The organism is Pseudomonas sp. Irchel s3b6, from assembly GCF_900187415.1.
In the GTDB taxonomy this organism is placed as follows: domain Bacteria; phylum Pseudomonadota; class Gammaproteobacteria; order Pseudomonadales; family Pseudomonadaceae; genus Aquipseudomonas.
Window position 1 is genome coordinate 143955 of sequence record NZ_FYDM01000008.1, and the last position, 24160, is coordinate 168114.

Annotated in this window: 24 protein-coding genes; 17 read left to right on the forward strand and 7 right to left on the reverse strand. The window is 60.1% G+C overall.

From position 1 onward, the window contains the following. Positions 1–76 precede the first annotated feature (76 nt). Positions 77–853 (reverse strand): NAD(P)H-dependent oxidoreductase, encoded by a 777-nt coding sequence (locus CKW07_RS15375; RefSeq protein ID WP_095145654.1) that lies wholly within the window; start codon positions 851–853, stop codon positions 77–79. Between the two features lie 439 nt (positions 854–1292). Between CKW07_RS15375 and arfB the strand changes: the two genes are divergently transcribed. Then, positions 1293–1706 carry an alternative ribosome rescue aminoacyl-tRNA hydrolase ArfB gene (arfB, locus tag CKW07_RS15380; RefSeq protein WP_095145655.1) on the forward strand — a complete coding sequence of 138 codons (414 nt, stop codon included), beginning with the start codon at positions 1293–1295 and terminating at the stop codon, positions 1704–1706. On the opposite strand, the gene CKW07_RS15385 is transcribed toward arfB, so the two are convergent. From CKW07_RS15385 to phhA, 6 genes are all read right to left on the reverse strand, one after another. After that, on the reverse strand, positions 1703–2893 hold the full coding sequence (locus CKW07_RS15385; protein WP_095145656.1) for an MFS transporter: 1191 nt from the start codon (positions 2891–2893) through the stop codon (positions 1703–1705). The genes arfB and CKW07_RS15385 overlap by 4 nt on opposite strands. A gap of 112 nt (positions 2894–3005) precedes the next feature. Then, the gene (locus tag CKW07_RS15390) at positions 3006–3188 is read right to left on the reverse strand and encodes a hypothetical protein (protein ID WP_095145797.1); all 183 of its coding nucleotides are present in this window, start codon (positions 3186–3188) and stop codon (positions 3006–3008) included. A 74-nt stretch (positions 3189–3262) separates the two neighbouring features. Then, positions 3263–3394: a hypothetical protein gene (locus tag CKW07_RS25745; protein ID WP_256577056.1), complete on the reverse strand. Its 132-nt coding sequence runs from the start codon at positions 3392–3394 to the stop codon at positions 3263–3265. Positions 3395–3703: 309 nt separating this feature from the next. Beyond that, positions 3704–4897, reverse strand: coding sequence for an amino acid aminotransferase (locus CKW07_RS15395; protein WP_095080176.1), 1194 nt, complete (start codon positions 4895–4897; stop codon positions 3704–3706). Further along, a complete protein-coding gene (locus tag CKW07_RS15400) occupies positions 4897–5253 on the reverse strand; it encodes a 4a-hydroxytetrahydrobiopterin dehydratase (RefSeq protein ID WP_095080175.1) in 357 nt (118 codons plus the stop codon). Before CKW07_RS15400 ends, CKW07_RS15395 begins: the two co-directional genes overlap by 1 nt. Positions 5254–5323: 70 nt before the next feature. Further along, positions 5324–6115, reverse strand: a complete 792-nt coding sequence (phhA, locus tag CKW07_RS15405; RefSeq protein ID WP_095080174.1) for a phenylalanine 4-monooxygenase — start codon at positions 6113–6115, stop codon at positions 5324–5326. 279 nt (positions 6116–6394) lie between these two features. Here phhA and CKW07_RS15410 point away from each other — a divergent pair, with 279 nt between their 5' ends. From CKW07_RS15410 to CKW07_RS15485, 16 genes are all read left to right on the forward strand, one after another. Beyond that, the gene (locus CKW07_RS15410; protein ID WP_095145657.1) at positions 6395–7954 is read left to right on the forward strand and encodes a sigma-54-dependent transcriptional regulator; all 1560 of its coding nucleotides are present in this window, start codon (positions 6395–6397) and stop codon (positions 7952–7954) included. A 170-nt stretch (positions 7955–8124) separates the two neighbouring features. Continuing rightward, on the forward strand, positions 8125–8292 hold the full coding sequence (locus CKW07_RS15415) for a periplasmic nitrate reductase, NapE protein (RefSeq protein WP_095145658.1): 168 nt from the start codon (positions 8125–8127) through the stop codon (positions 8290–8292). A gap of 42 nt (positions 8293–8334) precedes the next feature. Next, a complete protein-coding gene (locus tag CKW07_RS15420) occupies positions 8335–8601 on the forward strand; it encodes a chaperone NapD (protein WP_095080171.1) in 267 nt (88 codons plus the stop codon). Next, positions 8592–11096, forward strand: a complete 2505-nt coding sequence (gene napA / locus CKW07_RS15425) for a nitrate reductase catalytic subunit NapA (protein WP_095145659.1) — start codon at positions 8592–8594, stop codon at positions 11094–11096. Before CKW07_RS15420 ends, napA begins: the two co-directional genes overlap by 10 nt. Before the next feature lie 11 nt (positions 11097–11107). Then, on the forward strand, positions 11108–11599 hold the full coding sequence (locus tag CKW07_RS15430; RefSeq protein ID WP_095145660.1) for a nitrate reductase cytochrome c-type subunit: 492 nt from the start codon (positions 11108–11110) through the stop codon (positions 11597–11599). 9 nt (positions 11600–11608) lie between these two features. Beyond that, entirely contained in the window at positions 11609–12205 is a 597-nt protein-coding gene (locus tag CKW07_RS15435) for a cytochrome c3 family protein (RefSeq protein WP_095080168.1), read from the forward strand. Positions 12206–12417: 212 nt separating this feature from the next. After that, positions 12418–13158: a flagellar basal body rod protein FlgF gene (locus tag CKW07_RS15440; protein WP_095080167.1), complete on the forward strand. Its 741-nt coding sequence runs from the start codon at positions 12418–12420 to the stop codon at positions 13156–13158. 45 nt (positions 13159–13203) lie between these two features. Then, positions 13204–13989 carry a flagellar basal-body rod protein FlgG gene (gene flgG, locus CKW07_RS15445; protein WP_095145661.1) on the forward strand — a complete coding sequence of 262 codons (786 nt, stop codon included), beginning with the start codon at positions 13204–13206 and terminating at the stop codon, positions 13987–13989. Between the two features lie 52 nt (positions 13990–14041). Beyond that, positions 14042–14737, forward strand: coding sequence for a flagellar basal body L-ring protein FlgH (gene flgH / locus CKW07_RS15450; protein ID WP_095145662.1), 696 nt, complete (start codon positions 14042–14044; stop codon positions 14735–14737). 15 nt (positions 14738–14752) lie between these two features. Beyond that, positions 14753–15862: a flagellar basal body P-ring protein FlgI gene (locus tag CKW07_RS15455; RefSeq protein ID WP_095080164.1), complete on the forward strand. Its 1110-nt coding sequence runs from the start codon at positions 14753–14755 to the stop codon at positions 15860–15862. Between the two features lie 10 nt (positions 15863–15872). After that, positions 15873–17156 (forward strand): flagellar assembly peptidoglycan hydrolase FlgJ, encoded by a 1284-nt coding sequence (gene flgJ, locus CKW07_RS15460; protein ID WP_095145663.1) that lies wholly within the window; start codon positions 15873–15875, stop codon positions 17154–17156. 10 nt (positions 17157–17166) lie between these two features. Beyond that, entirely contained in the window at positions 17167–19179 is a 2013-nt protein-coding gene (gene flgK / locus CKW07_RS15465) for a flagellar hook-associated protein FlgK (RefSeq protein WP_095145664.1), read from the forward strand. 13 nt (positions 19180–19192) lie between these two features. Continuing rightward, complete coding sequence (locus CKW07_RS15470; protein WP_095145665.1) at positions 19193–20767, forward strand: flagellar hook-associated protein 3; 1575 nt, start codon at positions 19193–19195, stop codon at positions 20765–20767. A 327-nt stretch (positions 20768–21094) separates the two neighbouring features. After that, positions 21095–22024, forward strand: coding sequence for a ketoacyl-ACP synthase III (locus CKW07_RS15475; RefSeq protein ID WP_095145666.1), 930 nt, complete (start codon positions 21095–21097; stop codon positions 22022–22024). 251 nt (positions 22025–22275) lie between these two features. Continuing rightward, the gene (locus CKW07_RS15480; RefSeq protein WP_095145667.1) at positions 22276–23700 is read left to right on the forward strand and encodes a flagellin; all 1425 of its coding nucleotides are present in this window, start codon (positions 22276–22278) and stop codon (positions 23698–23700) included. A 74-nt stretch (positions 23701–23774) separates the two neighbouring features. Continuing rightward, the gene (locus CKW07_RS15485) at positions 23775–24128 is read left to right on the forward strand and encodes a flagellar protein FlaG (RefSeq protein WP_095145668.1); all 354 of its coding nucleotides are present in this window, start codon (positions 23775–23777) and stop codon (positions 24126–24128) included. Positions 24129–24160: the final 32 nt, after the last annotated feature.

Below are 24160 nucleotides of genomic sequence, written 5' to 3' on the forward strand. Positions count from 1 at the left end.
AAACAATAAACCCGGAGAATGCCGGGTTTATTGTTTCAAGGCTTATACGGATTGCCTTTAATAACGAGCTCCGCGTTCACTCTGTCGAAGTTCTTGCCGGGGAGAGAGTACCAGGGTGCTGGATAAAAGGTGTGTAACTGGCTGCCCCCGCCTTTAGTTGACCGCGCTCGTCCCAGTCCGTGGGCGAATTGAATGAAAGCAGTGGTGCCTGGTCAATATCAGAGCAAAATGATTCGAAGCGCTCCAGTTCCTCGTTCAGGTCGCGTCCCGTTGCCGTACAGTCTGCCCAGACACCGTGTATCAGATGAGCCTGGAGTACATCGAAGCCTACATAACGAAAGGCGTATTGGATCGGCCATAACAGCAGGTGGGTATTTCCCTCTCGACCGTTAACTGCGCATTCGTCTGCCGAGGAACCGGTTGTGACACACAGAAGCACTCTCTTTCCCCGGCATACACCGTGTTCGAAGCGTTTTTCACTTGAGTAAAGGCCACCGTACACCAGTACCCGATCCATCCACCCTTTGAGCATTGCGGGGGCGCCGAACCACCACAGCGGGAACTGGACAATCAACAGGTCGGCCCAATCAAGGGCAGCCAGCTCGCGATCCACCTGTGCTGGCAGGGTTCCATTTTCGTAACCGAAGCGCTGCTCGGCCTGCACGTCGAACCGGTGAGAGTTCTTGCGCTTGTGAAAATGCCGGGTGTGCTCGCATGCGTCGAAGTCATGTGCATATAAGTCGGTTGCCTTGACACTGTGCCCCGAGGCTTCAAGCGTATGGGTGGCAGTCGTCACAAGACTGTTATTGAAAGACGTGGGTTCCGGGTGCGCGGAAACTATATAGATATTCATTATTGATAATGATCTCTAAAGTTGGATTAAGGGGGGCGCTGCAGTTGTTACAAGTACCCTTCAATTGTTGGTGGTCATGGGGTTGCGCGAGAGAGTATGAGTGCGAGATAAAGTCTTTCTGTTTAATTATTAGTTGATATGGAGGTCGTCCAGCATAGGAGGTTTGCAGAGGAAGGCGGAGTTGTGCGATAGGTGTGTAAAGTTTCCTTGAATTGCAAGGTGCTCTATGTACGACTCAGGATAGACTTAAAGTGGCTCAGGGCTTTGGTCGATTTTGTTCCAGAATGTGATTCATCAACATGTACGTGGGTGCAATCAAGTTGATATAGGGGCGGGCACAGAGCCATGTTGCGTAGTGGCGTTGCATGAACGGGGTAACAGGCACCCCATTCTTTGCCGTTGCGCGTATCCTGCACGCTCTGAACACGGATGCTTTTCCATGCTGGTGATTTCCAACAATGTGCACGTGCCCGATGCCGAGATCGAGCTGACGGCGATTCGCGCGCAAGGTGCGGGCGGGCAGAACGTCAACAAGGTCTCCAGTGCCGTGCACCTGCGCTTCGACATCCCGGCATCGTCGTTGCCCGAATTCTACAAGGAGCGGCTGTTGGCGTTGCGCGACAGCCGGATCACCAGTGACGGGGTGATCATCATCAAGGCCCAGCAATACCGGACCCAGGAACAGAATCGTGCCGACGCCCTGGAGCGTTTGACCGAACTGATCCTGGCCGCCACCAAGGTGGAAAAGAAGCGCCGTCCCACCAAGCCGACGCTGGGCTCGAAGAAACGTCGACTGGAGTCCAAGACCAAGCGTGGCTCGATCAAGGCCGGGCGCGGTAAAATCGACTATTAGCGCAGTTCCCGATGTTTCGGTGCCTGGCGGTACAGGTAGACGCTGAGCATCAGGCCGCAGCAGGCGGCGAGGGACGCAAACAGGAAGATCGAGGCAAAGCCGAAGCCGGCGGCTATCGCCCCGGCCAGCGGTCCGGTGATCCCCAGGGACAGGTCGATGAACAGCGAGTAAGCGCCAACGGCCGCACCACGGCTGGACGCCGGCACCAGGTTCACCGCTTCCACGCCCAATGCCGGGAACACCAGCGAGAAGCCGAACCCGCTCAACGCCGCGCCCGCCAACGCCCAGTGGGCGTCCGGTGCCAGCCAGAGCAGCAACAGGCCGAGGCTTTCCACCGACAGGCAGGCAATGGCCACCCGAAAGCCGCCCAGACGATTGATCAGGTTGCCGAACAGCAGGCGCGCGCCGATGAAGCAGGCGCCGAACAGGCTCAGGCACAGCACGGCGTTGTCCCAGTGTCGGGTGGCGTAATACAGGGTGATGAAGGTGGCAATGGTGCCGAAGCCGATCGAACCTAGCGCCAGGCCGCAGCCATGGGGCAGGACCCGTCCCAGCACATGCATGAACGGCAGGCGCTCGCCGGCAACGATGGGCGCAGCGGTCTTCGGCCAAGCCAGCAGCAGGCCGATGATTGCCAGCAACACAATGCTCACGCCCATGCTCCACAGCCCGAACCGCTGGACCAGCAGCACGCCCAGCGGGGCGCCGACCGCCAACGCGCCATAACTGGCGATGCCGTTCCAGGAAATGACCTTGGCGGTGTTCTGTGCGCCGACCCGGCCAATGCCCCAGCCGATGGAGCCTGAACCTACCAGGCTTTCCGCGCTGCCGAGCACCAGGCGGCCAACCAGCAGGCAGGTCAGGCTCAGCGTCGGCAGGTGTTGTGTCCAGGCGGACAACAGCATGAATACACCGCTCAGTCCGCACCCGGCCAGGCCATACATCACTGCCAGTTTGCTGCCTTTGTTGTCGATGATCCGTCCTGCGTACGGGCGGCTGAGCAGGGTGGCCAGGTACTGCACGCTGATCACCAGGCCAGCGATCACCGCACCAAAGCCCAGGTCGCTGTGGACATAACCCGGCAGTACGGCCAATGGAATGCCGATGTTCAGGTAACCGATGAAGGTAAACAGGACGATAGAAACGACTTGCAGCGTGACCGCCAAGGGGCGCTGGGTATCTGGCATGGGGACGTCCACGGGACAGCAGGATAGATAGGCTGCTTATGATACCGGTGGTTGGATGCGCGAAGGGGGAGAAATTGACGCTAGGTGTCGGGCGTCAGGTGTTGCCGGGTGATCAGGGTTTGGCGGGGGCCAGCATCTGGGTGGCGACCAGGGCCGCGAGGGCTTTCTCCTGGCTGCCAAAGCGGGCCAGTAGCAGGGCTTGTTTCTCGGGTGTCAGGCGACTCCAGACGTCGATCATTTTTTCCGCCGCGTTGATCAGTGCGCTGGCCTGGTGTTCGTCGAAGGTGTCGGTCATGGAGCGGGTCTCGGGTTTCAGGCGGTGTGGAAAGCGCATGAGAGAGCGCTTTCCACACGGTCTGGGTCTAACGCTCAGTCTTCGCTGTCGGCCTTGCGGCTGCCAGTGGCTTCTTTGCGCTCGGGCTGTTGGGCGCCGGCTTGTTGCGGGGTTGTCTGCTCAGTTTCGTGCAGGCTTGGGAAGGGGAGATTGGGAATCTCGTGCATGGTGATTGCTCCTCGCAAAGTCTGTTTTTAAATCGCTGTGTAGAACCACGCTTTTAAAAAGCCTCGGCAGGATACAGCAGGGGAGATGACAATCAGACTTTTATCTCGATTTTCTGCGACAGATGGCCGCAGAGGCGAGGCTGTGAACGGCTGTCGTGGCGAGGGAGCTTGCTCCCGTTCGAGCACGCAGTGGTCGCAAAGCCAGGCAATGAGTTCTAACTGAACGAACTCATTGCCTGGCTTTTGGGGCTGCTGCACAGCCCAGCGGGAGCAAGCTCCCTCGCCACAGGGAACCTGCCTTGCCGGGAGTTACTTGCAGACGTCGGCGATGGCTTGCGCGAGCAAGTCCAGCCGCGTTGCATCAATCCCCGCCACGTTGGCCCGGCCGGAGCTGACCATGTACACGCTGTGGTGGTCCCGCAGGTCTTTCACCTGTGCCGGCGACAGGCCGGTGTAGGAGAACATCCCGCGTTGCACACCGATATGGGCAAAGCGTTCGCGCAAACCGTGCGGCTCCAGTGCCTCCACCAGACCCGAACGCAGCTGCGCGATGCGCAGGCGCATGGCTTCCACTTCGTCGGCCCAGCGTTGTTTCAGCTCTGGGTCGCCGAGGATGGTTGCCACCACGGCCGCACCGTGATCCGGTGGTGTCGACCACAGGTTACGGGCGATATGCGCCAATTGGCTGCGGACATCCACCAGCTTCTCGGCATCCCGGGTGCAGACGATCAGCGCCCCCGTGCGGTCGCGGTACAGGCCGAAGTTCTTCGAGCAGGAACTGGTGATCAGCAACTCAGGCAGTTCGGCGGCAAACAGCCGGACAGCCCAGGCATCCTGTTCCAGGCCATCGCCAAAGCCCTGGTAGGCAAAGTCGATCAAGGGCAGCAGTTCGCGGCTACGAACCACGTCCAGTACCCGGTGCCAGTCGTCGTGCGACAGGTCGAAACCGGTCGGGTTATGACAGCAGGCGTGCAGCAGTACCACGTCGCCCTTGGGAATCAGGTTCAGGGTGGCCAGCATCGCCTCGACGTCGAGGCGGTTGTCGCTGCCCACGTACGGGTAATGGCTGACCTTGAGGCCGGCGGTGGCGTAGATGGTTTCGTGGATCGGCCAGGTCGGGTTGCTCAACCAGATGCCGCGGCCCGGCAGGCACTGAGCGATGAAATCAGCGCTCAAGCGCAAGGCGCCGGTACCGCCCGGTGTCTGGGTGGCGCCGGCGCGCTGCTCGGCGATCAACGCGGAGTCGGCGCCCAGCACCAGCTCGTTGATCACCTTGCCGAACGCAGCGTCACCGTGACCACCGATATAGGTCTTGGTGGTCTGGCGATCCACCAGGCGCAGTTCGGCTTGTTTCACCGACTGCGGAATCGGCGTCAGGCCCTGGGCATCCTTGTAGACCCCCACGCCCAGGTCGAACTTGCACGGGTTGCTGTCCTGGGCATAGGCCTCCATCAGGCCGAGGATCGGGTCGCCGGGTACTCGGCCGATGGCGTCGAAATGCATTACTTGCGGCCCTCGGCATCCTTGGCCACTTCGTCAGTGCGCGCGGCCATGATGAAGTCGTTGCGGTGCAGGCCTTTGATCGAGTGGCTCCACCAGGTCACGGTCACTTTGCCCCACTCGGTGAGCAGGCCAGGGTGGTGGCCTTCGGCCTCGGAGATTTCACCCATGGTGTTGGTAAAGGCCAGGGCGAACTTGAAGTTCTTGAACAGGAAGACTTTTTCCAACTGCATCACGCCGTCGCGAACTTCGATGTTCCAGTCAGGGATCTGCTTGATCAGTACCGGCAGTTCTTCATCGCTGACTTGTGGGGCATCGGCACGGCAGGCTTCGCAATGGGCTTGGTTCAGAGCGGTCATGGTGTGTTCCTGAATGTGGTTCTTGTTAGACGTTACTATTTTTTCGGGCTCGCCGCGACTGCGGCGAGCCTCAGGCCGCCTTGGGTTTTGGCGGGAATTTCGGTGCGTGCAGACCCAGCTTCATGCCTTGGTGGACCATGCCCATGATGTCTTCGTGGGCCAGGTCGAACAGGCGCTTGAGGTTCGGCAGGACAAAGTACAGCGGCTGCAGGATGTCGATGCGGTACGGCGTGCGCATGGCTTCCAGCGGATCGAAGGCTTGATGCTCGGGCTCGCCGGACAGGCTGTACACGGTCTCTTTCGGTGAAGAGAGAATGCCGCCGCCGTAGATGCGTTGGCCTTCGGGGGTTTCGACCAGGCCGAACTCGATGGTCATCCAGTACAGGCGCGCCAGGTAGACACGCTCTTCCTTGGTGGCCTGCAGGCCGAGCTTGCCGTAGGTGTGGGTGAACTCCGCAAACCAGGGGTTGGTCAGCAGCGGGCAGTGGCCAAAGATCTCGTGGAAAATGTCCGGCTCTTGCAGGTAATCCAGTTCTTCGCGGGTACGAATAAAGGTCGCGACCGGAAACTGCTTGCTGGCCAGCAATTCGAAAAAGGTCTGGAATGGAATCAGTGCCGGTACCCGGGCCACTTGCCAGCCGGTGGTTTCGCCGAGGACTTTGTTGATTTCGTCGAGTTGCGGGATGCGGTCATGGGGCAGGCCGAGCTTCTCGATGCCTTCCATGTATTCCGGGCACGCACGACCTTCGAGCACTTTCAGCTGGCGAGTGATCAGCGTATTCCACACCGCGTGTTCTTCAGCGGTGTAGTGGATAAAACCTTGCGCATCGGGCTCACGGGCCACGTATTGCGTCTGCTTCATGCTGCTCTCCTGCAAAGGGATACGTTCTTGTTATGACGTGCTGATGGATCTAGTGATAACCCGAAGTACGCGACCTTGCAGCAGGGTGTGAGGGGTGAGCGTAGGAAAAAATCCTGAAATTCGTAAACTTTTCGTTACGGATTGACCTGTGTCACGTAACTGCTGAGATTTCATGGTTTGAAAAGCCGTGCACCTGTCACATAATCTTGACGACAAACTTCGTGCGTCGGCAGAAAAATCCACACCGCACGCCGTATTTTTCCTCGTTCGGGCCTTTATATGCGTATCAAAGTCCATTGCCAGAACCGCATCGGCATTCTGCGTGACATCCTCAATCTGCTGGTGGAGTACGGGATCAACGTCGCTCGTGGCGAAGTCGGCGGTGAGCATGGCAACGCGATCTACCTGCATTGCCCGAACCTGATCAACCTTCAGTTCCAGGCCTTGCGCCCGAAATTCGAGGCGATTGCCGGGGTGTTCGGCGTCAAGCGCGTAGGGCTGATGCCCAGCGAGCGTCGGCACATGGAGCTCAATGCCTTGCTCGGCGCCCTGGAGTTTCCGGTGCTGTCGATCGACATGGGCGGTTCGATTGTCGCGGCCAACCGCGCGGCGGCGCAGTTGCTCGGTGTGCGGGTCGACGAAGTGCCGGGCATTCCCTTGTCGCGTTATGCCGAGGACTTCGATCTGCCGGAACTGGTGCGCGCCAACAAGTCGCGGATCAATGGCTTGCGGGTCAAGGTCAAAGGCGACGTGTTCCTGGCCGATATCGCTCCCCTGCAATCGGAGCATGACGACAGCGAAGCCATGGCCGGAGCGGTGTTGACCTTGCATCGGGCGGACCGGGTCGGCGAACGCATCTACAACGTGCGCAAGCAGGAACTGCGTGGCTTCGACAGCATTTTCCAAAGCTCCCGGGTCATGGCGGCGGTGGTCCGTGAGGCACGGCGCATGGCGCCCCTGGATGCGCCGCTGTTGATCGAAGGTGAAACCGGTACCGGCAAGGAGCTGCTGGCGCGCGCCTGTCACCTGGCCAGCCCGCGCGGGCAGTCGCCGCTGATGGCGCTCAACTGCGCCGGATTGCCGGAGTCGATGGCCGAGACCGAGCTGTTTGGTTATGGCCCCGGCGCATTCGAAGGGGCGCGGGCCGAAGGCAAGCTCGGGCTGCTGGAGCTGACGGCGGGCGGTACGCTGTTTCTCGACGGCGTCGGCGAAATGAGCCCGCGCTTGCAGGTCAAGTTGCTGCGGTTCTTGCAGGACGGTTGCTTCCGCAGGGTCGGCAGCGATGAAGAGGTGTACCTGGACGTGCGTGTGATCTGCGCTACACAGGTCGACTTGTCGGAGTTGTGCGCCCGGGGCGAGTTCCGCCAGGACCTTTACCATCGCTTGAATGTGCTGTCGCTACACATCCCGCCGCTGCGCGAATGCCTGGATGGGCTGACACCGCTGGTGGAGCACTTCCTCGATCAGGCCAGCCGGCAGATCGGCTGCCCGTTGCCGAAACTGGCGCCCGCGGCCATGGAGCGGCTCAGCCACTACCACTGGCCCGGCAATGTCCGGCAACTGGAGAACGTGCTGTTTCAGGCGGTGTCCTTGTGCGACGGTGGCACGGTCAAGGCCGAACACATACGCCTGCCGGATTACGGTGTGCGCCAGCCGCTGGGGGATTTTTCGCTGGAGGGCGGGCTGGATGAGATCGTCGGGCGTTTTGAAAAAGCCGTGCTGGAGCGCTTGTATTCCGAGCATTCGAGCAGCCGGTTGCTGGGTAAGCGCCTGGGTGTTTCCCACACCACGATTGCCAACAAGTTGCGCGAGTATGAAATAGGCAAGCTCGAGCGTTGATGGTCTATGCCGTGCTCAGGGGCGGTGCTTACAAAGCCAGGCCGTGGAGACTCACGGCCAATCTTGATCGAGTGGTTATTGAGCCTGATTGATCTTCCGCTGATCCAAATCATGGAAATTGCCCCGCAGGCCATCTAGGCTCAGTGCACTATTTGGCAGGAGCGTTAACCATGCCATCGGCAGATGAGTCCGCTCAACGAGTGCGCAAAGAAACTCGACTGTTCCTGTTCTTGATTGTTTTTCTGTTTCCGCTGCTATCGGTCGCCATCGTCGGTGGCTACGGGTTTTTCGTCTGGTTCTTGCAGATGTTGCTCGGTCCCCCAGGGCCACCTCACTGATTGCTTGTCCTGTTCAGTACTAAGGCAAGGAGTGTGCTGGCCATGAAAGAAACCCTCCATATCGCCAGTCTGGTGGTGCTCGCCCGTCCTGCGTTGTTTGACGCGGTGAAGGCTAATCTGCGCTTGCTCAAAGGCGTCGAACTGCACCAGGAAAGTCCTGACGGAAAACTGGTGGTCGTGCTGGAAATGCACGGGGAACACCAGATGTTTCAGCGGATCGAGCAGATCGGTCGCCTGCCGGGTGTGCTCAATGCCTCCCTCGTCTATCACGAGATACTCGATGTAACGGGAGAAAACGCATGCCTATGACTCGGCGCGAATTCGTCAAGGCCCAGGCTGCCGGGATTGCTGCGGCCGCTGCCGGGCTTCCGGTGTTCACTTCGGCCAGCAACCTGATTACTGAACAGGACATGGTCGCCTTGAACTGGAACAAGGCCCCTTGCCGCTTTTGCGGCACCGGTTGCAGTGTGATGGTCGCGACCAAGGACAACCGGGTGGTGGCGACCCACGGTGATGTGAAAGCCGAGGTCAACCGTGGCCTGAACTGCGTCAAGGGCTACTTTTTGTCCAAGATCATGTACGGGGTGGATCGTCTGACCCAGCCCCTGCTGCGCATGACGGATGGGCGCTATGACAAGCAAGGCGAGTTCCAGCCGGTTTCCTGGGAACAGGCCTTCGATGTGATGGAGTTGAAGTTCAAGGAGGCGCTGAAAAACAAGGGCGCCGAGTCGATCGCGATGTTCGGCTCCGGGCAGTGGACCGTCTGGGAAGGTTATGCCGCCAACAAACTCATGAAGGCGGGATTTCGCACCAACAACATCGACCCCAATGCGCGTCATTGCATGGCCTCTGCGGTCATGGGGTTCATGCGTACGTTCGGTATCGACGAACCCATGGGCTGTTATGACGATATCGAAGTCACCGATGCGTTCGTCTTGTGGGGATCGAACATGGCGGAGATGCACCCGATTCTCTGGAGTCGGGTGACGGATCGTCGGATGAGCCAGCCCGACGTCAAGGTCGCGGTACTGTCCACCTTCGAGCACCGCAGCTTTGAGCTGGCCGACATCCCGATGGTGTTCAAGCCACAGACCGACTTGCTGATCCTCAATTACATTGCCAACTACATCATTGAAAGTGGTTCGGTGAACAAGGAGTTTGTCAGCAAGCACACCAAGTTCGCCAAGGGGGTCGATGACATCGGCTACGGTCTGCGCAGCGATGATCCACTGGAGATGAAGGCCAAGAATGCGGCCAAGGCGAACACCTGGAGCGATATCGACTTCGAGCAGTTCGCCGCCTTTGTAAAACCCTACACCCTGGAGCGCACCGCCAGGGAAACCGGGGTGCCGGCCGAGCGCCTCGAGGCCTTGGCGCAACTGTACGCGGACCCGAAGCGCAAAGTGGTTTCATTCTGGACCATGGGCTTCAACCAGCACACACGCGGGGTGTGGGCCAATAACCTGATCTACAACATCCATCTGCTGACCGGCAAGATCAGCGAGCCGGGCAACAGTCCCTTCTCCCTGACCGGCCAGCCATCGGCCTGTGGCACGGCGCGGGAAGTGGGGACGTTCTCCCATCGCCTGCCCGCGGACCTGGTGGTCACCAACCCGGCGCACCGTGCGAAGGCGGAAAAAATCTGGAAGGTGCCGCCAGGTACCGTCAATGAAAAGATCGGGTTCCACGCGGTGCAGCAGAGCCGCATGCTCAAGGACAGTGTGATTAATGTCTACTGGACCATGGCCAGCAACAACATGCAGGCCGGTCCCAACATCATGCAGGAAGTACTGCCCGGCTGGCGTAATCCCCAGAACTTCGTGATTGTGTCCGACGTGTACCCGACGGTTTCCGCGCAAGCGGCCGATCTGATTCTGCCGACAGCGATGTGGGTCGAAAAAGAGGGCGCTTATGGCAATGCAGAACGACGCACTCAGTTCTGGCATCAGTTGGTGACGGCACCGGGTGACGCCAGGTCCGATCTCTGGCAACTGGTCGAGTTTTCCAAGCGATTCACGACCGACGAAGTCTGGCCGGCGGAGTTGCTGGCAACCTCACCACAATACAAGGACAAGACCCTGTTTGAGGTGTTGTTCAAGAACGGTCAGGTCGACCAGTTTCCGAATGAGCAACTGGACGCCGCCTATCAAAACTCTGAGGCCAAGGACTTTGGTTTCTACCTGCAAAAAGGCCTGTTCGAAGAGTATGCCCAGTTCGGCCGGGGGCACGGCCATGACCTTGCACCCTTTGATCTCTATCACACCGAGCGGGGTTTGCGCTGGCCGGTTGTCGACGGCAAGGAAACCCGCTGGCGTTTTCGTGAAGGCTATGACCCTTACGTGGAAAAGGGCAGCGGTGTGCAGTTCTATGGCTATCCCGACAAGAAAGCGATCATCTTTGCGCTGCCCTACGAGCCCCCGGCGGAAGCCCCGGATGCGGATTTCCCGTTCTGGCTGAGCACCGGACGGGTCCTGGAACATTGGCATACCGGGTCCATGACCCAGCGCGTGGAAGAGCTCCACAAGGCGGTGCCCTACGCGTTGGTATACATGCACCCGGACGATGCCAAGGCCTTGAATGCCCGTCGCGGCAGTGAAGTCAAAGTGATCAGTCGCCGTGGTGAAATGCGCGGGCGCATCGAAACCCGAGGCCGTAACAAGCCGCCGCCGGGCTTGGTGTTCGTGCCGTTCTTCGATGCCAACAGGTTGATCAACAAGGTCACGCTCGATGCGACGGACCCGATCTCCAAGCAGACGGATTATAAGAAATGTGCCGTCAGGATTGAGCTGATCAAGACAGCGTAAGGAGAGCTTTGATGAATGGTCGTTCGCTGTCCTTGCTTGCCGCGCTGCTGGTCTGGTTGCCGGTGGCTTTCGCCGCGCAGCCGGGTTATCCGCTGGATGCACCTGCGCCGGATGGTCGGCGGGCAGGTGGCACCCTGACCCAGGAGTTGCCGGCCCCGCCGATTGCCGATGACGAGAACAAGGACCTCAAGCGTGAGCGCAATTATCCCGAGCAACCGCCGACCATTCCCCACAGCATTCGCGGTTATCACATCGATAAGAACAGCAACAAGTGCCTGTCCTGTCATAGCCGGGCCAACAGTGCGCGCACCCAGGCACCGATGATCAGCATCACCCATTACATGGACCGGGATGGCCAGGCGCTGGCGGCGGTTTCCCCCCGTCGATATTTCTGTAACCAGTGTCACGTGCCGCAGAAAGACGTGAAGCCGCTGGTGAACAACAGCTTCAAGAATATTGACCAGGTACTGCAAGATGAAATCAACAACACGCAGAAGCCTTGAGGAGCGGTCATGAAGTCATTGCTTGTCCTGCTCAAAGACTATTGGGCCATTCTGCGTCGACCCAGCGTTCATTACAGCCTGGGCTTTCTGACACTTGGGGGGTTCATTGCCGGGGTGATCTTCTGGGGCGGTTTCAACACGGCGCTGGAAGCGACCAATACCGAGAAGTTCTGCATCTCTTGCCATGAGATGCGCGACAACGTCTACGTCGAACTGCAGGAAACCATTCACTACACCAATCGCTCGGGCGTGCGTGCGACCTGCCCGGACTGCCACGTGCCACACGAATGGACCCACAAGATTGCGCGCAAGATGCAGGCGTCGAAAGAGGTCTGGGGCAAGGTGTTCGGGACCATCAGTACCCGTGAGAAATTCCTCGGTATGCGCCGCGAACTGGCGGAGCACGAGTGGGCCAGGCTCAAGGCCAACGACTCCAGGGAATGCCGCAATTGCCACAACTTCGAGTTCATGGATTTCACCCGCCAGGGCAAGCGCGCGGTTAGCATGCATTCCACGTCACTGGCGACAGGACAGGCGACCTGCATCGACTGCCACAAGGGCATCGCCCACAAGCTACCGGACATGAGCGGGGTCAAAGGCTGGTAGCGATTGAGCAGGTGCGCCTCGGCGCATTGCCGTCAAACGGCATAAGTGCGCCGGTTTTTCGTCTTTGAGCCACGCCACCATTCCCCTCTGATTGTCCTCATGTCCTGTGTTTAAAGGACTTCGAACCTCTGTGCGCAAGTTGGTCTGCAAATTGCTACAACCTGCGCAGTACAGCAGTGGGCGGCAAACGTCCGGCATGCAGAGGAACGATTGTGGACAAGTACCTTTATGTGGCAATGACCGGCGCCAGCCAGAACGCACTGGCGCAGAAGGCCCATGCCAACAACCTGGCGAACATCTCCACCAACGGTTTTCAGAAAGACCTGGAGCAGGCGCGGTCGATGCCGGTGTTTGGCGACAGCTTTCCGGCGCGCGCCTTCGCCATGAGCGAACGTCCTGCCACCGACTTCAGCCCAGGCTCGCTGGTGGAAACCGGTCGTGACCTCGACGTGGCGGTCAGCGGCAACGGCTGGATTGCCGTGCAGAACCCCGATGGCGCTGAAAGCTATGTGCGCACCGGCAGCCTGAATGTCGATGCCCTGGGCGTGTTGCGCGCCGGCAACGGCATGCCGGTCATGGGCAATGGCGGGCCGATCGCCGTGCCGCCCGAGCAGAAAATCGAAGTCGGCCAGGACGGCACCATCAGCATCCGTGCCCTGGGCGAAGGCCCGAGCGTGATGGCTGAAGTCGACCGTATCAAGCTGGTCAACCCGGACCTGAAGAACATGACCAAGGGCCTGGACGGTTCGATCCACACCAAGGACGGCCAGCCGGCGCCCGCCGATGCCAACGTGCAACTGGTGTCGGGGTTCCTTGAGTCGAGCAACGTCAACGCGGTGGAAGAGATGACGTCGGTGCTGGCGCTGGCCAAGCAGTTCGAGCTGCACATCAAGATGATGAACACCGCCAAAGAAGACGACCAGGCCATGGCTCGGGTCTTGCAGATCAGCTAATTATCAGAACGTCGCGCCGTAAAACAGGCGCACGAGGAGAATCGAATGCTTCCGGCTCTATGGGTTGCCAAGACAGGCCTGTCCGCCCAGGACACCAACCTGACGACTATTTCCAACAACCTGGCAAACGTCTCGACCACGGGTTTCAAGCGTGACCGTGCCGAGTTCCAGGACTTGCTGTACCAGATCAAGCGTCAGCCTGGCGCCCAGTCGACCCAGGACAGCGAATTGCCGTCGGGCCTGCAACTGGGTACCGGTGTGCGCATCGTCGGCACCCAGAAGAACTTCAGCGCCGGCAGCCTGCAGACCACCGAGCAGCCGCTGGACATGGCCATCGACGGCCGTGGTTTCTTCCAGATCCTGCAACCGGATGGCACCACCTCCTACACCCGCGACGGTACCTTTCACCTGGACTCCAATGGCCAGATCGTGACCTCCGCCGGGTTTGCCCTGGAACCGGCCATCGTTATCCCCAACGAAGCCCAGACCTTCACCGTGGGCCGTGACGGCACCGTCTCGATCACCATCGCCGGCAACCCGGCGGCCCAGGTGATCGGCAACCTGCAAACCGCCGACTTCATCAACCCGGCCGGCTTGCAGGCAACGGGCAACAACCTGTTCCTGGAAACCGCCGCCAGCGGTGCGCCGCAGGTCGGCACCCCGGGCCTGAACGGTTTCGGTACCACGCTGCAGAACACCCTGGAAACCTCCAACGTCAGCACGGTCGAGGAGATGGTCAACATGATCACCACCCAGCGCGCCTACGAGATGAACTCCAAAGTGATCTCCACCGCCGACCAGATGCTCTCGTTCGTAACGCAGAATCTGTAATCCAGTCTATGGGGCGGCGTGAGGCCGCCTGCAACACCGTGAGGTTAGGGTCATGAAACGCTTTGTATCTGTTCTCGCACTGAGTGGGATCGCCGTGCTGGCGGGCTGCGTCGGGCCGACGCCGAAACCCAATGACCCTTACTACGCACCGGTGTTGCCGCGCACGCCACTGCCGGCGGCGGCCAACAACGGCTCGATCTATCAGGCCGGGTTCGAGCAGAATCTGTACAGCGACCGCAAGGCGTTCCGGGTCGGTGACATCATCACCATCACCCTGAACGAAAAAACTCAGGCCAGCAAAAACGCCAACTCCCAGGTGGGCAAGACCAGCAAGGCCGACATCGGCCTGACCTCGTTGTTCGGCAGCGTGCCCAACACCAACAACCCGTTTGGCAGTGGCGACCTGAGCCTGGAGGCCGGCTACAGCGGTGAGCGCGCGACCAAGGGCGACAGCAAGGCGGGGCAGGGCAACAGCCTGACCGGTTCGATCACCGTGACGGTGGCGGACGTACTGCCCAACGGCATCATCTCCGTGCGCGGCGAGAAGTGGATGACCCTCAACACCGGCGACGAGCTGGTGCGCATTGCCGGCCTGGTGCGGGCAGACGATATCGCCACCGACAACACCGTGCCCTCGACCCGTATCGCCGATGCGCGCATCACCTATTCGGGCACCGGTTCGTTTGCCGATGCGAGTCAGCCAGGCTGGTTCGACCGTTTCTTCTTAAGCCCGCTGTTCCCTTTCTAGGTGATGACTATTTCCATGTTGAACTTCAAACACCTGATGGCGGCCGCGTTGTTGCTGTCCACTTCCCTCGGCGTCCAGGCCGAGCGGTTGAAGGACATCGCCAGTATTTCGGGCGTGCGTTCCAACCAGCTGATCGGCTATGGCCTGGTGGTCGGGCTCAACGGCACGGGCGACCAGACCACGCAGACCCCGTTCACCCTGCAGACCTTCAACAACATGCTGTCGCAGTTCGGCATCAAGGTGCCGCCGGGTTCGGGGAACGTGCAGTTGAAGAACGTCGCGGCGGTGTCGATCAGTGCCGACCTGCCACCCTTCGCCAAGCCGGGTCAGCAGGTCGACATCACGGTCTCGTCGATCGGCAACTCCAAGAGCCTGCGTGGCGGCACCTTGTTGCTGACGCCGCTCAAGGGGATCGACGGCAACGTCTATGCGGTCGCCCAGGGTAACCTGGTGGTGGGCGGTTTTGATGCCGAGGGGCGTGATGGTTCGAAGATCACCGTCAACGTTCCGTCGGCCGGTCGTATTCCCGGCGGTGCCTCGGTGGAGCGAGCAGTGCCCAGTGGCTTCAACCAGGGCAACAGCCTGACCCTGAACCTCAACCGCTCGGACTTCACCACCGCCAAGCGCATCGTCGACAAGATCAACGACATGCTGGGCCCTGGCGTCGCCCAGGCCATCGATGGCGGTTCGATTCGCGTCACCGCGCCGCTCGATCCGAGCCAGCGCGTCGACTACCTGTCGATCCTGGAAAACCTCGAAGTCGATCCGGGCCAGGCGGTGGCCAAGGTCATCATCAATTCGCGTACCGGCACCATCGTGATCGGCCAGAACGTCAAGGTTTCGCCGGCCGCCGTGACCCACGGCAGCCTGACCGTGACCATCACCGAAGACCCGATCGTCAGCCAGCCAGGCGCCTTTTCCAATGGCCAGACAGCGGTGGTACCACGCTCGAACGTCAATGCCCAGCAGGAAGCCAAGCCGATGTTCAAGTTCGGCCCGGGCACCACGCTGGACGAGATCGTACGGGCGGTGAACCAGGTGGGGGCGGCGCCGGGTGACTTGATGGCGATCCTCGAAGCCTTGAAGCAGGCCGGCGCCTTGCAAGCCGACCTGATCGTGATCTGAGGTAGCGGGCATGGATATTCACAAGAGCGGCCTGGTCAGCAGCAGCGATTCGGGTTCCTACTCGGACCTCAACCGGCTTAACCAGCTCAAGGTCGGCGACAAGAACAGCGACGGCAACATGCGCAAGGTGGCGCAGGAGTTCGAGTCGCTGTTCCTCAACGAAATGCTCAAGTCCATGCGCTCGGCCACCGACGCCCTGGGCCAGGACAATCCGCTGAATACGGCGGCGGCCAAGCAGTACCAGGAAATGTACGACCAGCAGTTGGCGGTTTCCATGTCCCGCGAGGGCGGCGGTATCGGCCTGGCCGATGTGCTGATGCGGCAGATGTCAAAAAACAAACCGCTGGCGCCCGGCGAGGCGGCCGCGCTGTCGGCAGCCAAGCAGGAGGCCGCGAAAGCGGCGGTGCAGACGCCAATTGCCGCCGGCACCACAGCGACCAACGGGCCACTGTCCCGGCTCAATGGCCAGCGTCCGCTGTGGGCTTCGCGCTCGGTCAGCCCGCCGCAAGGTGCGGGCGAGGGTGCCCACGGGAATGACATGGCGTTGCTCAACCAGCGCCGCCTGGCCTTGCCGCCCAAACTGGCCGATCGCCTGTTGGCGGGGCTGGTGCCATCGGCCACGGGGACGGCCGCTACCACTGCCCATACCACGCTGCCTAATCGCGCTACCACCACCGGCAATGCGCTGGTCAAAGGGGATTGGCAGCCAGCGCAAAGCTATTCCGCGGAGCGCGGTCGCTTGCAGGTCTATGGCCGCGCCATGGCGCAGCCGCCGCTGGCACCGGCGAAAAAATCCTTCAGTTCACCTGACGAGTTCGTGGCCACCATGTTGCCGATGGCGCGCCAGGCCGCTGACCGCATCGGCGTCGATCCACTGTACCTGGTGGCTCAGGCGGCGCTGGAAACCGGCTATGGCAAATCGGTCATGCGCCAGCAGGACGGCAGCAGCAGCCACAACCTGTTCGGCATCAAGACCGGCAGCAGTTGGCAGGGGGCGCAGGCCCGTGCGATCACCAGTGAGTTCAGGAATGGCGAGATGGTCAAGGAGACCGCCGAGTTCCGCTCCTACACCTCCTATCAGGACAGTTTCCATGACCTGGTGAGCTTGTTGCAGGGCAACAATCGCTATCAAGAAGTGCTGAAGTCGGCCGATAAGCCGGAACAGTTTGTACGCGAGTTGCAAAAGGCCGGGTATGCCACCGACCCGAATTACGCCAGCAAGATTTCGCAGATTGCCAAGCAAATGAAGAACTACGAGCACTACGCTGCGGCCGGCTCTTCCACGAATTTATAAGGTCTGAATCATGAGTTTGCTCAATATCGGGATGTCGGGTCTGTCAAGCAGCCAGTCTGGATTGATGACGACCGGTAATAACATTGCCAACGCCGACACCGCCGGTTACTCGCGCCAGCAGACCGTGCAGAACAGCAAGGCGTCCAACCAGTTCGGCAACGTCTTCATTGGCAGTGGCACCACGCTGGCTGATGTGCGTCGGGTCTACAACTCCTACCTGGACAAGCAACTGCAACTGACCACGTCGCTCAACAGCGATGCCCAGGCGTACCTGAGTCAGGTCAGCCAGGTCGACAAATTGTTGTCCGACAGCGGCACCGGCATCACCAAGGTGATGCAATCGTTCTTCTCGTCATTGCAAACGCTGTCTTCGACCCCGAATGACGCCGCCGCGCGCCAGGCGTTGCTGACCAACGCCCAGAGCCTGAGCAGCCGCTTCAACTCGATGTCCGAGCAGCTCTCGCAGCAGAACACCTACATCAACAGCCAACTGGGTTCGATGGCGGACCAGGTCAATAAGCTGGCCGCGACCGTGGCGGCCTACAATCAGAAAATCAGCGAGGTCAGCGGTTCGGGCGGCATGCCCAACGACCTGATGGACAAGCGCAACGAGACCGTTCGCCAGCTGTCCGAATTGGTGGGCACGCAGGTCGTCGAGCGTGAAGGCAGCCTGGATATCTACCTCAAGGGTGGCCAGCCGCTGGTGATGGGCAACACCGCCAACTCGCTGCAGGTGCAGACCGACAAGAACGATCCGAGCCGCAGCTCGATCATCATCAATCGCGGTTCCTCGACGCTGGATATCACCTCCGCCGTGACCGGTGGCGAGATGGGCGGCCTGCTGCGTTACCGTGATGACGTCCTGGCACCGGCCACCAACGAGCTGGGGCGTATCGCCATGGTCGTCTCTGACCAGGTGAACAAGCAATTGGGGCAGGGCCTGGACCAGAACGGTGAGTTCGGGGCGGCGCTGTTCAGCAACATCAACAGTGCGCTGGCGATCAGTCAGCGCAGTATCGCCAGCGGTAACAACAACCCGGCGTCCGGCAACCTGAACGTGACGATTGCCGACAGCAGCCGGCTCAGCGCCAGCGATTACCAGGTGACCTTTACCAGCGCCACCGGCTATAGCGTCAAGCGCCTGTCGGACAACACCGACATGGGCACCTTCACCCTGGGCGCCAGCCCGGCGCCGGTGATCGACGGCTTCTCCCTGAGCCTGAACAGTGCCGCCGGCATGAGCCCGGGTGACAGCTTCAAGATCACCCCGACCCGTAGTGGTGCCGGTGATCTGTCGACGGTGATGACCGACATCAAGCGCCTGGCAACCTCCGCCCCGCTGACCTCGACCCTGGCTCAGGGCAACAAGGGCACGGGTGCCGTCGGCCAGCCGACGCTGACCACCAGCGTGGATATCTACAACCCGACTCAGGCGCTGGATCTGCAGAATGCGGTGAAGACCGCGATGCCGGTGCGCGTGCTGATGACATCGGGCAGTGATTACCAAGTGCTGGATGCCCAGGGCAATACCCTCGGCACGGGCAGCATCGTGCCCGGCCAGGAAAACCAGCTGAGCATCCAGGTGCCGTACACCGACTCGGCCGGGGCCAGCCAGAACTTCAATTTCGAAATGACCGTCAACGGTACGCCGAGCAAGGGCGACAGCTTCAATGTCTCGATGACGGCCGCCGGCAGCAATGACAACCGTAATGCCCAGGCATTGCTCGGGCTGCAGTCGAAGGGCACGGTGGGGGCGAGCGCGACCAGCCCGGGAGTCAGTTTCACCGACGCCTATGGCGGCCTGGTGGCCGGGGTGGGGGCCAAGTCCAAGCAGGGCCAGATGGACGGCACCGCCAACAACGCGATCCTGCAACAGGCCGCCGCGGCGCGCGATTCCCTGTCCGGCGTTCAGCTCGATGAGGAATCGGGCAACCTGGTCAAATATCAGCAGTATTACAGCGCTTCCTCGCAGATCATCAAGGCTGCCCAGGAAACCTTCGCCACGCTGATCAACAGTCTATAAGGAGCCGTAGACCATGCGTATTTCGACTGCACAGTTTTACCAGAACACGGCGGCCAGCTATCAGCGCAACTTGAACAACCTGCTCAAGACGGCCGAGCAGGCCAGCAGTGGCATCAAGCTCGAAACCGCCGGGGATGACCCGGTGGGCGCGGCGCGCTTGCTGCAACTGGAACAGCAAAGTGCATTGCTGGGTCAGTACAACACCAACATCACGGCGCTGAAGACCGCCCAGGCGCAAGAAGAAAGTGTTCTGGACAGCATCAATACCGTGCTGCAGAAAGTCAGTGAACTGGCCGTGCGCGCCGGTAGCATTTCGCTGAACGATGACGACCGCATGTCCATTGCCGCTGAAGTCGGTCAGGCTGAAGAGCAGCTGTTGAGCCTGATGAACAGCAAGGACGCGGCCGGAAACTACCTGTTTTCCGGCGCCAGCAACGACGTGGCCCCCTTCTCGCGCAATGCCGATGGCACCTACAGTTACAACGGTGATCAGAGCCAGCTGGAGCTGAAGATCGGCGACTCCCTGTCCCTGGGGCTCAATGATTCTGGCTGGAGCGTGTTCCAGCAAGCGATCAACTCCAGTCGCACGGCGACCACCCTGACGGCTCCGGCGGTCGATGACGGGCGTGTAGCCCTGTCACCGGGGCTGGTGAGTTCCAGTCCAGAGTTCAATTCGAAGTTTCGCGGTGGCGAGCCTTACAGCTTGTCGTTTGTGAGCAGCACCCAGTTCAAGATCACGGACGCGGCCGGCAATGACGTCACGGCCGAGGCGAGTGAGGGCGGCACCTTCGATCCCAAGGCCAAGGGCGGTTCCGATGTGACCTTCCGGGGCATGACCTTCGCCCTGGACGTGACCTTTCAGGACTCGGATATCGGGGCCGGCGAAGATGCCGCGATCGCCGGTCACAGCTTCCAGCTGTCGGCCAAGCCCGACAGTTTTGTCAGCTCCCGCAGCCCGGGTAATTCGTCGACCGCCCTGGTCACCCAGACGTCGGTCAGCAATCCGTCCGACTATGCCGGTTTCTTCCCGGAGGGTGGGGCGGTGCTCAAGTTCACCAGCGCCACCACCTTTGAGCTGTATGCAAGTCCGTTGACCAGCGACAGTCAACCGGTGTCCACGGGCTCGGTTGCAGGCGGCGTGGCGACGGCGGCGGGTGTGAGCTTCAGCGTGAGTGGTACACCGGCGGCGAATGACCAGTTCAATGTCTCGGTCAATACTCACCAGACCCAGAACGTGCTGGATACCCTGAGCCAGTTTCGCCAGGCGCTTGAAACACCTGTCCAGGGTGACGCGGCTGCACAGCGAAGCTTTGACAATACGGTGGCCTCGACCATCGCCAATCTGGGCAATGCCAAGAGTCAGGTCGACCTGACTCGTGGGGCCATCGGTGCGCGGGGCAATGTCATGGACATGCAAAGTGACCAGAACCAGAGCGCGGGCCTGATCAATACCTCGACCCAGTCGGGCATCAGGGAGGCCGACCCGGCTGAGGTGCTGACCCGCCTGACCTTGCAACAAACCATGTTGCAGGCGGCGCAGTTGGCATTCTCGAAGATTTCCCAGCTGGGGTTGTTCAACAAGCTCTGACCGAACGCTGGGTTCGCGAGGCCGGCTCCCGTGGTGGGGGCCGGTCTTTTTTTTGAGGTTTTTTCGGGGTTTTATCGACCTCCAGGTCAGCTTTTCAGCGGATTTTGCTCACAAAAAGACAGAAAGCATCAGCCGCCGAGTGACCCGTGGGTCAAAACGCGCATCTTCACTGTATCCTGTCTGCGGGCGGTGAAGGTTGCGGGCCTGTTCAATGTCGTCATCGACGCCCGCCATTGCCTCCGGTTCGGGGTGGTGCAGCCCCCTGACTGTCGACACCCTCGAGCGTGCGAGTGGTGATTTTCAGCTGTTTATTATTGGGAAGCCATAATGATTGGCATAAAAAGTATAGCGAGTTACGTTCCGGCAGCCGGGGTTGACAACTACGCCCAGGGTGCAAAGTTCGACAAGGATGAAACCTTCATTCTCGGCAAGATCGGTTCGGCCTTTTTGCCGCGCAAGGGTGACGAGCAGGAAACCTCCGACCTGTGCGTTGAGGCAGTCAATGCCTTGTTCGCAGCCAACCCCGGGCTCAAGCGCGAGTCCATTGATGCGCTGATCGTCGTCACCCAGAACGGTGACGAAGAAGGCTTGCCGCACACCGCCGCCATCGTCCAGGACAAGCTGGGTCTGCCGACCCACGTGGCGGCCTTCGATATTTCCCTGGGCTGCTCCGGTTACGTCTACGGCATCTATGCGCTCAAAGGCTTCATGGAAGCGGCGGGGCTGAAAAACGGCCTGCTGATCACCGCCGATCCGTATTCGAAGATCGTTGACCCGGAAGACCGCAACACCACCATGCTGTTTGGTGATGCGGCGACGGTCACCTGGATGGGCGAAGACCCGACCTGGCGCCTGGGCAAGGCCAAGTTCGGCACCGACGGTTCCGGTGCGCCGCACCTGAAGGTCAGCGATGGCGTGTTCTTCATGAACGGTCGTCAGGTGTTCAACTTTGCCTTGCTCAAAGTGCCGGCGCATTTGCATGCGCTGCTCGATGAGTCGGACCTGCAGGCCAGCGACATCGATGCGTTCTGCATTCACCAGGGCAGTGCGGCCATCGTCGATGCCGTGGCACGCCGCTTTGAAGAAGGCGAGCCGGAGAAATTCCTCAAGGACATGCTGGAGACCGGCAACACCGTGTCCTCTAGCATTCCGCTGCTGCTGCAGAACCACGTGTTCGGCTCCGCCTGGAGGCGCGTGGCCATCAGCGGCTTCGGCGTTGGCCTGTCGTGGGGCTCGGCGATTCTCTATCGCCCTTGATCCAGAGCGGTTATAGCGCTGAACAGAACGCCCGGGAATGCATATTCCCGGGCGTTTTGCGTTTTATTGACGCCGGGTTTCTGGCTGCCAGCCCTTGAAAACAAAGGGCTGGCACCATGCCACTAAAAAATTCAAAAAAACCGCTCAAGCAAAGTGTGTTCACGACGATAACTATTACGAAGGTTCTCTAGGCCACACCCGGCGGTTGCCAGGGCCGGAAGCCGCAGTATCCATCCAACGAGGATTTCGTCATGGCTTTAACCGTAAACACTAACATTGCGTCGATCACTACTCAGGGCAACCTGAACAAAGCGGGCGGCGCCCTGGCCACTTCCATGCAGCGCCTGTCTTCCGGCCTGCGTATCAACAGCGCTAAAGACGACGCTGCCGGCCTGCAAATTGCCAACCGCCTGACCAGCCAGATCAACGGCCTGGGCCAAGCGGTCAAGAACGTGAACGACGGCATCTCCATCGCTCAGACCGCTGAAGGCGCGATGCAGGCTTCGACCGACATCCTGCAGAAAATGCGTACCCTGGCCCTGTCCTCGGCTACCGGTTCCCTGAGCGCTGACGACCGTAAGTCGAACAACGACGAATACCAGGCACTGACTTCCGAACTGACCCGTATCTCCCAGACCACCACCTTCGGTGGCCAGAAGCTGCTGGACGGCTCCTACGGCACCAAGGCTATCCAGGTCGGCGCCAACGCCAACGAAACCATCAACCTGAGCCTGGAAAACGTAGCGGCCAGCAACATCGGTTCGCAGCAAATCAAAAGTGGCACCATCGCGCCAAGTGCAGGAGGCCTGGCGGGCGGTGATATCACTGTTACCGGCAACGGTCAATCCAACACCATCACCTATGGCGCCAAAGCTTCCGCACAAGAAATCGCCAGCAAGTTGAATGGTTCGATTGGTGGCTTGACCGCTACCGCCAGCACCGAAGTGAAACTGGAAGTGGGTGCTGCTACCCCGTCAAACTTCAAGCTGGCTGTTGGTACCAGCGGCGCAGTTGACTTTGTCGGTGTAACCGATCTGGCCAGCCTGGCTGACCAGTTGAAGTCCAACTCTGCCAAGCTGGGCATCAGCGTTAACTACGACGAAGCGACTTCGAATCTGACAGTCAAGTCCGATTCGGGCGAAAACCTGGTGTTCTCGGGCGCTGACGCCAACGCTCAAGCGAACATCCTGGTTGGCGCAAAAGACGGCGCTGGTAGTTTCGCAACTGCAGCGGCCTTGGGTGGTACTGATCTGATTGTCAATGGTCAGGTTTCCCTGGATTCGGCCAAAGGCTACTCCCTGAGCGATACCGGTACTGGCGTATCCGACGTGTTTGGTGCCGCGACTATCTCGTCGACCAAGAAAACCATCTCCGAGACCGACGTTACCGACATCACCAACGCACAAAACGCGCTGGCTGTGATCGACAAGGCTATCGGCACCATCGACGGCGTTCGTTCGGGTCTGGGTGCTACCCAAAACCGTCTGACCACCACTGCCGACAACCTGCAGAACATCCAGAAGAACTCCACCGCTGCTCGTTCCACCGTGCAAGACGTAGACTTCGCTGCTGAAACTGCAGAGCTGACCAAGCAACAAACCCTGCAATCGGCTTCGACCGCGATCCTGTCGCAAGCGAACCAACTGCCATCCGCTGTACTGAAGCTGCTTCAGTAATAGCGACACTGGGTGACTGACGGAAGGGCGCGTTTACGTGCCCTTTCGTCATTTTCGTGAAGAGGAGATCAGGCATGGACATGAGCGTGAAGTTGAACCTGGCTTATCCAGCAGCCGTGGCCACACAAGGTGCAACGCCGTTGGCCGCAGCGCCTGTTGATAAGTCGAAGGCTGAAGCCGGGGTGTCGAAGCTCTCGGAACCCAAGCGCGATGAGCTGGAAAAAGCAGTCACCGATATTCGAGAATTCGTACAAGCGGCCCAGCGCAAACTGGACTTTTCCATTGATGATTCCACCGGCCGGGTCGTGGTCAAGGTCATCGCCACCGACAGTGGTGACGTGATCCGCCAGATCCCTTCGGAAACCGCATTGAAACTGGCGCAAAGCCTGACGGACGCCAGCAGCCTGCTGTTTGACGACAAGGTCTGAGCTGGCATGAATTTTGTTGCTGCCTGCGCTTG

What these genes read in the sequence shown, in the direction of transcription:
- arfB (WP_095145655.1), top strand. Translation starts at nt 1,293, where the DNA reads ATGCTGGTGATTTCCAACAATGTGCACGTGCCCGATGCCGAGATCGAG.
- CKW07_RS15420 (WP_095080171.1), top strand. Translation starts at nt 8,335, where the DNA reads ATGAAAGAAACCCTCCATATCGCCAGTCTGGTGGTGCTCGCCCGTCCT.
- CKW07_RS15395 (WP_095080176.1), bottom strand. Translation starts at nt 4,897, where the DNA reads ATGCATTTCGACGCCATCGGCCGAGTACCCGGCGACCCGATCCTCGGC.
- flgH (WP_095145662.1), top strand. Translation starts at nt 14,042, where the DNA reads ATGAAACGCTTTGTATCTGTTCTCGCACTGAGTGGGATCGCCGTGCTG.
- CKW07_RS15410 (WP_095145657.1), top strand. Translation starts at nt 6,395, where the DNA reads ATGCGTATCAAAGTCCATTGCCAGAACCGCATCGGCATTCTGCGTGAC.
- flgJ (WP_095145663.1), top strand. Translation starts at nt 15,873, where the DNA reads ATGGATATTCACAAGAGCGGCCTGGTCAGCAGCAGCGATTCGGGTTCC.
- CKW07_RS15480 (WP_095145667.1), top strand. Translation starts at nt 22,276, where the DNA reads ATGGCTTTAACCGTAAACACTAACATTGCGTCGATCACTACTCAGGGC.
- napA (WP_095145659.1), top strand. Translation starts at nt 8,592, where the DNA reads ATGCCTATGACTCGGCGCGAATTCGTCAAGGCCCAGGCTGCCGGGATT.
- CKW07_RS15390 (WP_095145797.1), bottom strand. Translation starts at nt 3,188, where the DNA reads ATGACCGACACCTTCGACGAACACCAGGCCAGCGCACTGATCAACGCG.
- CKW07_RS15375 (WP_095145654.1), bottom strand. Translation starts at nt 853, where the DNA reads ATGAATATCTATATAGTTTCCGCGCACCCGGAACCCACGTCTTTCAAT.
- flgG (WP_095145661.1), top strand. Translation starts at nt 13,204, where the DNA reads ATGCTTCCGGCTCTATGGGTTGCCAAGACAGGCCTGTCCGCCCAGGAC.
- CKW07_RS15435 (WP_095080168.1), top strand. Translation starts at nt 11,609, where the DNA reads ATGAAGTCATTGCTTGTCCTGCTCAAAGACTATTGGGCCATTCTGCGT.
- CKW07_RS15415 (WP_095145658.1), top strand. Translation starts at nt 8,125, where the DNA reads ATGCCATCGGCAGATGAGTCCGCTCAACGAGTGCGCAAAGAAACTCGA.
- phhA (WP_095080174.1), bottom strand. Translation starts at nt 6,115, where the DNA reads ATGAAGCAGACGCAATACGTGGCCCGTGAGCCCGATGCGCAAGGTTTT.
- CKW07_RS15430 (WP_095145660.1), top strand. Translation starts at nt 11,108, where the DNA reads ATGAATGGTCGTTCGCTGTCCTTGCTTGCCGCGCTGCTGGTCTGGTTG.
- CKW07_RS15475 (WP_095145666.1), top strand. Translation starts at nt 21,095, where the DNA reads ATGATTGGCATAAAAAGTATAGCGAGTTACGTTCCGGCAGCCGGGGTT.
- CKW07_RS15470 (WP_095145665.1), top strand. Translation starts at nt 19,193, where the DNA reads ATGCGTATTTCGACTGCACAGTTTTACCAGAACACGGCGGCCAGCTAT.
- CKW07_RS25745 (WP_256577056.1), bottom strand. Translation starts at nt 3,394, where the DNA reads ATGCACGAGATTCCCAATCTCCCCTTCCCAAGCCTGCACGAAACTGAG.
- CKW07_RS15455 (WP_095080164.1), top strand. Translation starts at nt 14,753, where the DNA reads ATGTTGAACTTCAAACACCTGATGGCGGCCGCGTTGTTGCTGTCCACT.
- CKW07_RS15485 (WP_095145668.1), top strand. Translation starts at nt 23,775, where the DNA reads ATGGACATGAGCGTGAAGTTGAACCTGGCTTATCCAGCAGCCGTGGCC.
- flgK (WP_095145664.1), top strand. Translation starts at nt 17,167, where the DNA reads ATGAGTTTGCTCAATATCGGGATGTCGGGTCTGTCAAGCAGCCAGTCT.
- CKW07_RS15385 (WP_095145656.1), bottom strand. Translation starts at nt 2,893, where the DNA reads ATGCCAGATACCCAGCGCCCCTTGGCGGTCACGCTGCAAGTCGTTTCT.
- CKW07_RS15400 (WP_095080175.1), bottom strand. Translation starts at nt 5,253, where the DNA reads ATGACCGCTCTGAACCAAGCCCATTGCGAAGCCTGCCGTGCCGATGCC.